Below are 9,242 nucleotides of genomic sequence, written 5' to 3' on the forward strand. Positions count from 1 at the left end.
GTCACCGGCCGCGGGCTTTTGGTCTGCCTTTAGAACCGCGCCCCACGATGGGCCACGTGCTCGCACCGATCATCAATCCGGAGCGGGAGTGCCTCCCATGACCAACGACATCCCTGCCTACTTCGAGCGCCGTACGTGGTGTGATGGCTAGCGCCCCGCCCACCCGGCCACCTCAGCCCGCGGAGCCCATCGCCGTCGTGGGAATGGCCTGCCGACTGCCCCACGCGCCCAGCCCGGCTGCCTTCTGGCAGCTGCTGCGGCAGGGCCGCCACGCCATCACCGCGATGCCCGCCGACCGGCGTCACCCCGGCGCCCCGGCCGACCCGGTCGCTACAGCCGACCCGGCCGCTTCGGCCACCGGCTGGTCCGGTGGATTCCTGGACCGGGTCGACACGTTCGACGCCGCGTTCTTCGGCATCCCGCCGCGCGAGGCGGTGGCCATGGACCCCCAGCAGCGGCTGATGCTCGAACTCAGCTGGGAGGCCTTCGAGGACGCCGGAATCCGCCCCGAGACGCTGAAGGACACCGCCACCGGTGTGTTCGTCGGCGCGATCTGGGACGAATACGCGGCCGTGCTGCGCCGCCACCGGCCCCTCGCGAGCACCCGGCACGCCATGACCGGTGTGCACCGCAGCATCATCGCCAACCGGATCTCCCACGGCTACGGGCTGCGCGGCCCGAGCCTCACCCTCGACACCGCCCAGTCCTCGTCGCTGGTGGCCGTCCACACCGCCTGCGAGAGCCTGCGCCGCCACGAATGCACCCTGGCGCTGGCCGGTGGCGTCAACCTCATCCTCACCGAGGAGAGCATGGAGGCCGCCGCGGCCCAGTTCGGCGGACTCTCCCCGGACGGCCGCTGCCACACCTTCGACGCCCGCGCCAACGGCTTCGTACGGGGCGAGGGCGGCGGCGCCGTCCTGCTCAAGCCCTTCGCCGCGGCGATGCGCGACGGCGACCCGGTGTACTGCGTGATCCGCGGCAGCGCCCTCAACAACGACGGGGCCGGCGACGACCTGACCACCCCCGACCCGGCGGCGCAGGAAGCCGTGGTGCGGCTCGCCCACCAGCGCGCCGGAACCTCACCCGGTGATGTCCAGTACGTCGAACTGCACGGCACCGGTACGCCCGTCGGCGACCCGGTCGAGGCCACGGCGCTCGGCGCAGCCCTCGGCGGCGCCCGTACGGAGGACAACCCGCTGCCGGTCGGCTCCGCCAAGACCAACGTCGGCCACCTGGAGGGTGCCGCCGGGATCGTCGGACTGCTGAAGTGCGTCCTCAGCATCACCCACCGGCAACTCCCGCCCAGCCTCCACTACACCACCCCGAACCCGCGCATTCCGCTGGCCGGACTCGGGCTGCGCGTCCAGGACGAACTCACCGCGTGGCCACGCCCGGACCGGCCGCTGCTCGCCGGAGTCAGCTCCTTCGGCATGGGGGGCACCAACTGCCATCTGGTGCTCGCCGAACCACCCGCCCCCACGTCAGCCACCCCGCCCCCGGCCCAACCCCCGCCCGTCGTCCTGTGGCCGCTCTCCGCCCGGACTCCCGCCGCGCTGGGCGCCCAGGCCGCACGGCTGCGCGACCACCTCGCCGCCCACCCCGGTGCCGACCCCGCGGACATCGGCCACGCGCTGGCCACCACCCGGACCGCCTTCCCCCACCGCGCCGTACTCCTCGGCGACGGCCACCACCCCGACGAGCTGCTGGGCGGGCTCGACGCGCTCGCGCAGGGCTCCCAGAGCGCCGGACTCGTCCGGGGCCGGGTGGCCGGAGGAGGGCTTGCCCTGCTCTTCAGCGGCCAGGGCAGCCAGCGCCCCGGCATGGGCCGCGACCTGTACGCCGCGCACGCCGTCTTCGCCGACGCCCTGGACGAGGTCTGCGACACCCTGGTCCCGCACCTCGAACTGCCCCTGCGCGACGTCATGTTCGCCGAGCCCGGCACGCCGCGGGCGGCGCTCCTGGACCGGACGGCGTACACCCAGCCCGCGCTGTTCGCCCTCGAAGTCGCCCTCTACCGGCTGGTGGCCTCCTGGGGGCTGAAGCCCGACTATCTGATGGGCCACTCGGTCGGCGAGATCGCCGCGGCACACGTGGCCGGGGCGCGCTCCCTCCCCGACGCCTGTGCGCTGGTGGGCGCCCGCGGCCGGCTCATGCAGGCGATCGCGGCCGACGGGGCCATGGCCGCGTGGCAGGCCACCGTGGACGAGGCCACCGAACTGCTGGCCGGGCAGGAGGACCGGATCGGCATCGCCGCCGTCAACGGACCCTCCTCCGTCGTGGTCTCCGGGGACCGGGACACCGTTCACGACACCACCGCCGCCTTGCGGGAGCGCGGCCGTAAGGCGCGTCTGCTGAAGGTCAGCCACGCGTTCCACTCCCCGCACATGGACGGGATGCTCGACGAACTACGCGCTGTGGCAAACGACTTGGACGTCGCCGTACCGGCCATTCCCGTCGTCTCCAATGTGACCGGCCGCGTCGCCACCGCCGAACAACTCGCCTCCCCGGACCACTGGGCCCGTCACGCCCGCGACGCGGTGCGCTTCGCCTCCGGCATGCACACCCTCCGCGCGGCGGGCGTCACCACGTACCTCGAACTCGGCCCGGACGCCCAGCTGACCGCCATGGCCCGCGAATGCCTCGCCGAGCGCCCAGGCCCCGAAGACGGTCGCGACGACGGACCCGAGGACGGCCCCGACCGGCCGCGCCCCCTCGCAGTGGCCGCTCTGCGGCGCGACCGGCCGGAGGTGCGCACCTTCGCCACCGCCATGGCCGAGGCCCACGTACGCGGCACCCCTCTCGACTGGGAGCAGGTCTTCGGCGGCCACCGCTCCCGTACGGTCAGCCTGCCGACGTACGCCTTCCAGCGGGAGCGCTACTGGCCCGGGGCGCAGCACACGCCCCCGGTCATGGACGGCGCGGCCGCCGAGTCGCCGCCGACCGGGCGGCTGGCGGAGCTGACGGGCCCGGAGCGCGACCGCGCCCTGCTGGAGACGGTGCGCGACGCCGCGGCCATGGTCCTCGGACACCCCGGCCCGGACGCCATCGACCCCGCCCTCAGCTTCAAGGACCTGGGCTTCGACTCCCTCGCGGCCACCGAACTGAGCGACCGGCTGAGCGAGGCCACCGGCCTGCCCCTGCTCGCCACGCTCACCTTCGACCACCCCACACCGCTGGCTGTCCTCGCCCATCTGCGCACCCGCCTCGGCCGGACCCCGATCCCTCCGACTCCGCCACCGGCCACCCCACCCCTCACCGACGACGAGCCCATCGCGGTGGTGTCCATGAGCTGCCGCTACCCCGGTGGCGCCGACACACCGGAAGCACTGTGGCGGCTGCTGGCCGAGGGCGTGGACGCGATCGGTGAATTCCCGGGCGACCGTGGCTGGGACCTGGCGGGGCTCTTCGACCCGGACCCGGACCGCCCCGGCACCAGCTACGCCCGCGAGGGCGGATTCCTGTACGACGCGGCGCGCTTCGATGCCGAGTTCTTCGGCATCAGCCCGCGCGAGGCGCTGGCCACCGACCCCCAGCAGCGGCTGCTGCTGGAGACCGCGTGGGAGGCGTTCGAGCGCGCGGGCATCCGTCCCTCCTCGCTCCAGGGCAGCTCGACCGGTGTGTTCGTCGGGGTGACACCCCAGGACTACGGCCCCCGGCTGCACGAGGCCCCGAAGGGGCTCGACGGCCATCTGCTGACCGGCGGCACGCCCAGCGTGGTGTCCGGACGGATCGCCTTCACCTTCGGCCTGGAGGGGCCCGCGGTGACGGTGGACACCGCGTGCTCGTCGTCGCTGGTGGCCCTCCATCTGGCCGCCCAGGCGCTCCGGCAGGGGGAGTGCGGAATGGCGTTGGCGGGCGGAGTGGCCGTGATGGCCGCCCCGGGCATGTTCACCGGCTTCTCCCGTCAGCGCGGCCTGGCACCCGACGGCCGCTGCAAGCCGTTCGCGGCGGCAGCGGACGGCACGGGCTGGGGCGAGGGCGCGGGACTGGTGCTGCTGGAGCGGCTGTCGGACGCGCGGCGCGACGGCCACCCGGTGTTGGCACTGATCCGCGGCTCGGCGGTGAACCAGGACGGCGCGTCCAACGGACTGACGGCGCCCAACGGGCCGTCGCAAGCGCGCGTGATCCGCCAGGCCCTGGCCGCCGCCCGGCTGTCCCCGTCCGAGGTGGACGCGGTGGAAGCACACGGTACGGGCACCACGCTGGGCGATCCGATCGAGGCGCAGGCCCTGCTCGTCACGTACGGACAGCAGCGGCCCACGAACCGGCCCCTGTGGCTGGGGTCCATGAAGTCGAACATCGGCCACACCCAGGCGGCCGCCGGGGTGGCGGGCGTCATCAAGATGGTGATGGCGATGCGGTACGGACGGTTGCCCGCCACCCTGCACATCGACGAGCCCAGCCCCCACGTCGACTGGACCAGCGGCAGTGTGCGCCTGCTCACCGAAACGGTCGCATGGCCGAACGGCGAACATCCCCGCCGCGCGGGCGTCTCCTCCTTCGGTATCAGCGGAACCAACGCCCATCTGATACTGGAACAGCCCCCCGCACTGGACACCGCGATGGGTACCCCGCCCGAGGACGGGCCCACACCCTGGGTGCTGTCGGCACGTAACGCGGAGGCACTGCGCGGACAGGCCCGTGCGCTGACCGCCACCCTGGAAACCGGTTCCGAAGTGTCCGCCGCGGAGGTGGGCTGGTCGCTGGTCACCACGCGGTCGGTGTTCGCCCACCGGGCGGTGCTGGTCGGCGAGGGCCGTGACACACTGACGGCGGCGGCCCGGGCACTGGCGGCCGGTGAAAGCCACCCGGGCCTCGTGGGCCCCGGGGCGGCGCCTCCCGGAGCCGCGGCGGCCGGCGGCCCCGGGCCTGTGCTGGTGTTCCCGGGGCAGGGATCGCAGTGGCAGGGCATGGGCGCCCAACTCCTCGATACATTACCCGAGTTCGCGGCACGGGTGGCCGCATGCGAACGGGCACTGACGCCGTACGTGGACTGGTCGCTGACGGATGTGCTGCACGGCACCGAGGACGCGGCCGATCTGCGCCGGGTCGATGTGGTGCAGCCCGTGCTGTGGGCCGTGATGGTCTCGCTGGCCGAGGTGTGGGCGCGGTACGGGGTGCGCCCGGACGCCGTCGTGGGCCACAGTCAGGGCGAGATCGCGGCGGCCGTGGTGGCGGGTGCGCTGTCGTTGGAGGACGGCGCGAAGGTGGTGGCCCTGCGCAGCCGGGCGCTGTGCCGACTGGCCGGAGGCGGCGCCATGGCCTCGCTGGGACTGGGCCGGGAGGCGGCGGCCGACCTGCTGATCGAGCTGGGCGACCGGGCCTCCGCGGTCGTGGTGGCGGTCGTCAACGGGCCCGGATCCACGGTCGTGTCCGGACCGCCCGGGCAGGTGGCCGCCGTAGTGGCCGCATGCCAGGAGAGGGACGAACGCGCCCGGCTGATCGAGGTGGACTACGCCTCCCACAGCCCCCAGGTCGACGAGATCGCGCAGGAGCTGACCCAGCTGCTGGACGGCGTCCGCCCGGCCACCTCCGCCGACACCGGTGTGGCGTTCTACTCGACGGTGACCGGCGGCCGCGCCCGGCCATCCGACCTCGACACCGGCTACTGGGTGCGCAACCTGCGGGAGCAGGTGCGGTTCGCCGACGCCGTCGACGCGCTACTGGCCGATGGCCACCGCGTGTTCATCGAGGCCAGCACCCATCCGGTGCTGACCATGGGGATGCGGGAGTGTTTCGAGGAGGCGGATGCCGACGCCGTCGCCGTACCGACACTGCGGCGTGACCACGGGGGCCGCGCGCAGCTCCTGCGCACGCTGGGGCAGGCGTTCACCGCCGGGGTGGACGTCGACTGGGCCGCCCTGTTCCCGGCCGACCCGCCACCCCGTACGGTCGACCTGCCCACCTACGCGTTCCAGCGCGAACGGTACTGGCTGGACACCACCACCTCGCGCGGCGTCGATCCCACCCACCTCGGCCTCACCTCCGCCGAACACCCCCAGTTGGGCGCCACCGTGGAACTCGCCGACGGCAGCGGCCTGATGCTGACCGGGCGCATCTCCCCGCAGGCGCACCCCTGGCTGCCCGAGCACGTGGTGGGCGGTGCGGCGCTGGTGCCGGGCGCCGCACTGGTGGAATGGGTGCTGCGGGCGGGCGACGAAGCCGGTTGCGGTGAGCTCGAAGAGCTGGCGTTCCGGGCCCCTTTGCCGCTGCCCGCCACGGGTGGCCTGTGCGTACAGGTGGCAGTGGGCGGCCCCGCCGACGACGGACGGCGCGACGTACGCGTGTACGCCCGCCCGGACGGCGGCGGCACGACCACGGCGTGGACGTGCCACGCCACGGGCGTCCTGCGCCCGTCCGCACCGGACGAGCAGACGGCCGAGCCCGGGGCATGGCCACCGGCCGGTGCGCGACCGATCGCGACGGACGGGCTGTACGAACGGATAGCCGCCTCGGGCTATGCGTACGGCCCGGCCTTCCGGGGCGTGCGCGCGATGTGGCGTGACGGCGCCGACGTCCTGGCCGAGGTGGAGCTGCCGGAACCGGCCGGAGAACCGGGCGGGTACGGCATCCACCCGGCCCTGCTGGACGCGGCCCTGCAACCGGCTCTGGTGACCGACCAGGAACCGGCCGACGAGCTGCTGTGGTTGCCGTTCACCATGAGCGGCGTGGCGCTCTGGGCGGCCGACGCGACCACCGTACGCGTCCGGCTGTCCCCGCACCGGCGGTGTGCGGACGGCGAGCGCGCGATGCGGGTGGCCGTGTCCGATGCCACGGGCGCGCCGGTGCTCACCATCGACGCGCTCGTGATGCGCCCGGCCGCCCCCGAGCAACTGCGGCCCTCGGACCGCGATGGCGCGCCCGAACGCACGGCGCCGGTGCTACGGGGTGGCGTACGGGGCGGGCGACGGCGCTCTGCGGCCGCCGCAGCCGGTACGCGGTCGGCCGACTGGACCGCACGGCTGAGGGGACTGTCGGCGGCCGAACGGCAGCGGGCGGTGCTCCACCTCGTCCGCCAGCACGCCGCCACCGTGCTGGGACACACCGACCCCGACGCGGTGCACACCGAGGCCAGCTTCAAGGAGTTGGGCTTCGAGTCCCTGACCGCCGTCGAGCTACGCGACCGCCTCGCGGCGGCCACGGGATTGCGTCTGCCCGCGGCCCTCGTCTTCAGATATCCGACGCCGGAGGGCATCGCACGCCATCTGGTGCAGCGGCTTTCTCCCGAAGGAAAGGTCCCGACGCAGAAGCCGACGGATGCGATGAATATCGCGGAAAGGCTGGAGTCCGCGTCCGCGGATCAGGTTCTTGACTTTATTGACAACGAGCTTGGTGTGTCCTGAATGTACCGGGCGCGACGATCGCTGAAGGCCGGGTGACCCCTAGTGGCGAACGAAGAGAAGCTGGTCGAGTATCTCAAGCGGGTCTCCGCTGATCTGCACGATACGCGACAGCGTTTGCGTGCGGCGGAGGAGCGCGTCCAGGAGCCGGTGGCCGTGGTGGGCATGGCCTGTCGCTTCCCCGGTGGGGTCACGTCCCCGGAGGAATTGTGGGACCTGCTCGGCGCGGGTGTGGACGCGATCGGGGACTTCCCCACGGACCGGGGATGGGATCTGGAAAACCTGTACCACCCCGATCCCGAGCATTACGGCACCAGTTGTGTCCGCCAAGGCGGCTTCGTCGAGGCCGACCAATTCGACGCCGCGTTCTTCGGGATCAGCCCGAGGGAGGCGCTGGCGATGGACCCGCAGCAGCGGCTGGTACTGGAAATCGCCTGGGAGGCGCTGGAGCGGGCCGGAATCGATCCCGCCACCCTGAAAGGCACCCGCACCGGCGTCTACACGGGAGTGTCCAGCCAGGACTACCTGGCCCGGGCCCCGCGGATTCCCGAGGGCTACGAGGGATACGCCCTCACGGGCATGCTCACCAGCATCATCTCGGGCCGGGTGGCCTACACCTTCGGTCTGGAGGGACCGGCGGTGACCGTGGACACCGCGTGCTCCGCCTCCCTCGTGGCCATCCACCTCGCCTGCCAGGCGCTGCGCCAGGGCGAATGCACCCTGGCGCTGGGCGGCGGCGTCACCTCGCTCGCCACCCCCGTCATGTTCACCGAGTTCACCCGGCAGCGGGCGCTGTCCCCGGACGGCCGCTGCAAGTCCTTCGCGGCCACCGCGGACGGCACCGGATTCTCCGAGGGCGTCGGCCTGGTGGTGCTGGAACGGCTGTCGGACGCCCAGCGCAACGGACACCGGGTGCTGGCGGTGCTCCGGGGATCGGCGATCAACCAGGACGGTGCCTCGAACGGCCTGACCGCGCCCAACGACGTCGCCCAGGAACGCGTCATCGGCCAGGCGCTCGCAAGCGCCCAGCTGTCGCCGGGCGATGTGGACGCGGTGGAGGCCCACGGCACCGGTACGAAGCTGGGCGACCCGATCGAGGCCGAAGCGCTGATCGCCACGTACGGCCAGGACCGCCCCGCCGATCGGCCGCTGCTGCTCGGGTCGTTGAAGTCCCAGATCGGGCACACTCATGCGGCCGCCGGTGTGGCGGGTGTCATCAAGATGGTGACGGCCCTGCGACATGCGGTCCTGCCCGCCAATCTGCACCTGGACGAGCCGACCCCGCATGTGGAGTGGGAAGGCAGCGGATTACGGCTGCTGACCGAACCCACCGCCTGGCCCGAACTGGACCGGCCCCGCCGGGCGGCCGTGTCCTCCTTCGGGGTCTCCGGCACCAACGCCCACGTGATCATCGAACAGGCCCCGGAGCCGCCCGAGCAGGCCGAGCCGCGGCCCGTTGACGGGGTGGTGCCGTGGGTGGTGTCGGCGCGGAGTGCGGAGGCGTTGCGGGGTCAGGCGGCCGCGTTGGCGGCGCGTGTGGCCGATACGGAGATGGCGCCCGCCGACGTGGGCTGGTCGTTGGTGACGACGCGGTCGGTGTTCGAGCACCGTGCGGTGGTGGTGGGCGAGGAGCGGGCGGAGTTGTTGTCCGGGGTGGAGGCGTTGGCGGCTGGGGAGTCGCATCCCGGCGTGGTGTGTTCCGGTGGTGCTGTGCCGTTGAGCGGTGGTGCGGGTCCGGTGGTGGTGTTTCCGGGGCAGGGTTCGCAGTGGGTGGGCATGGGGGCGGGTTTGCTTGATGGGTCGCCGGTGTTTGCGGCGCGGGTGGCGGAGTGTGAGCGGGCGTTGGCGCCGTATGTGGATTGGTCGCTGACCGATGTTCTGCGCGGCACCGAGGGTGCGGGT

The 9,242-nt window shown here is 73.1% G+C and carries 2 protein-coding genes; both read left to right on the forward strand.

What is annotated here, in order from left to right; genetic code table 11:
* Nucleotides 1-143 precede the first annotated feature (143 nt).
* The gene (locus tag LCH29_RS03990) at nucleotides 144-7,343 is read left to right on the forward strand and encodes a type I polyketide synthase (RefSeq protein ID WP_446460272.1); all 7,200 of its coding nucleotides are present in this window, start codon (nucleotides 144-146) and stop codon (nucleotides 7,341-7,343) included.
* Nucleotides 7,344-7,385: 42 nt separating this feature from the next.
* On the forward strand, nucleotides 7,386-9,242 hold a 1,857-nt coding region (locus tag LCH29_RS03995; protein ID WP_446460273.1), incomplete at its 3' end, for a type I polyketide synthase.

This window comes from Streptomyces sp. BRA346 (assembly GCF_052851135.1).

What these genes read in the sequence shown, in the direction of transcription:
- LCH29_RS03990 (WP_446460272.1), top strand. Translation starts at nt 144, where the DNA reads ATGGCTAGCGCCCCGCCCACCCGGCCACCTCAGCCCGCGGAGCCCATC.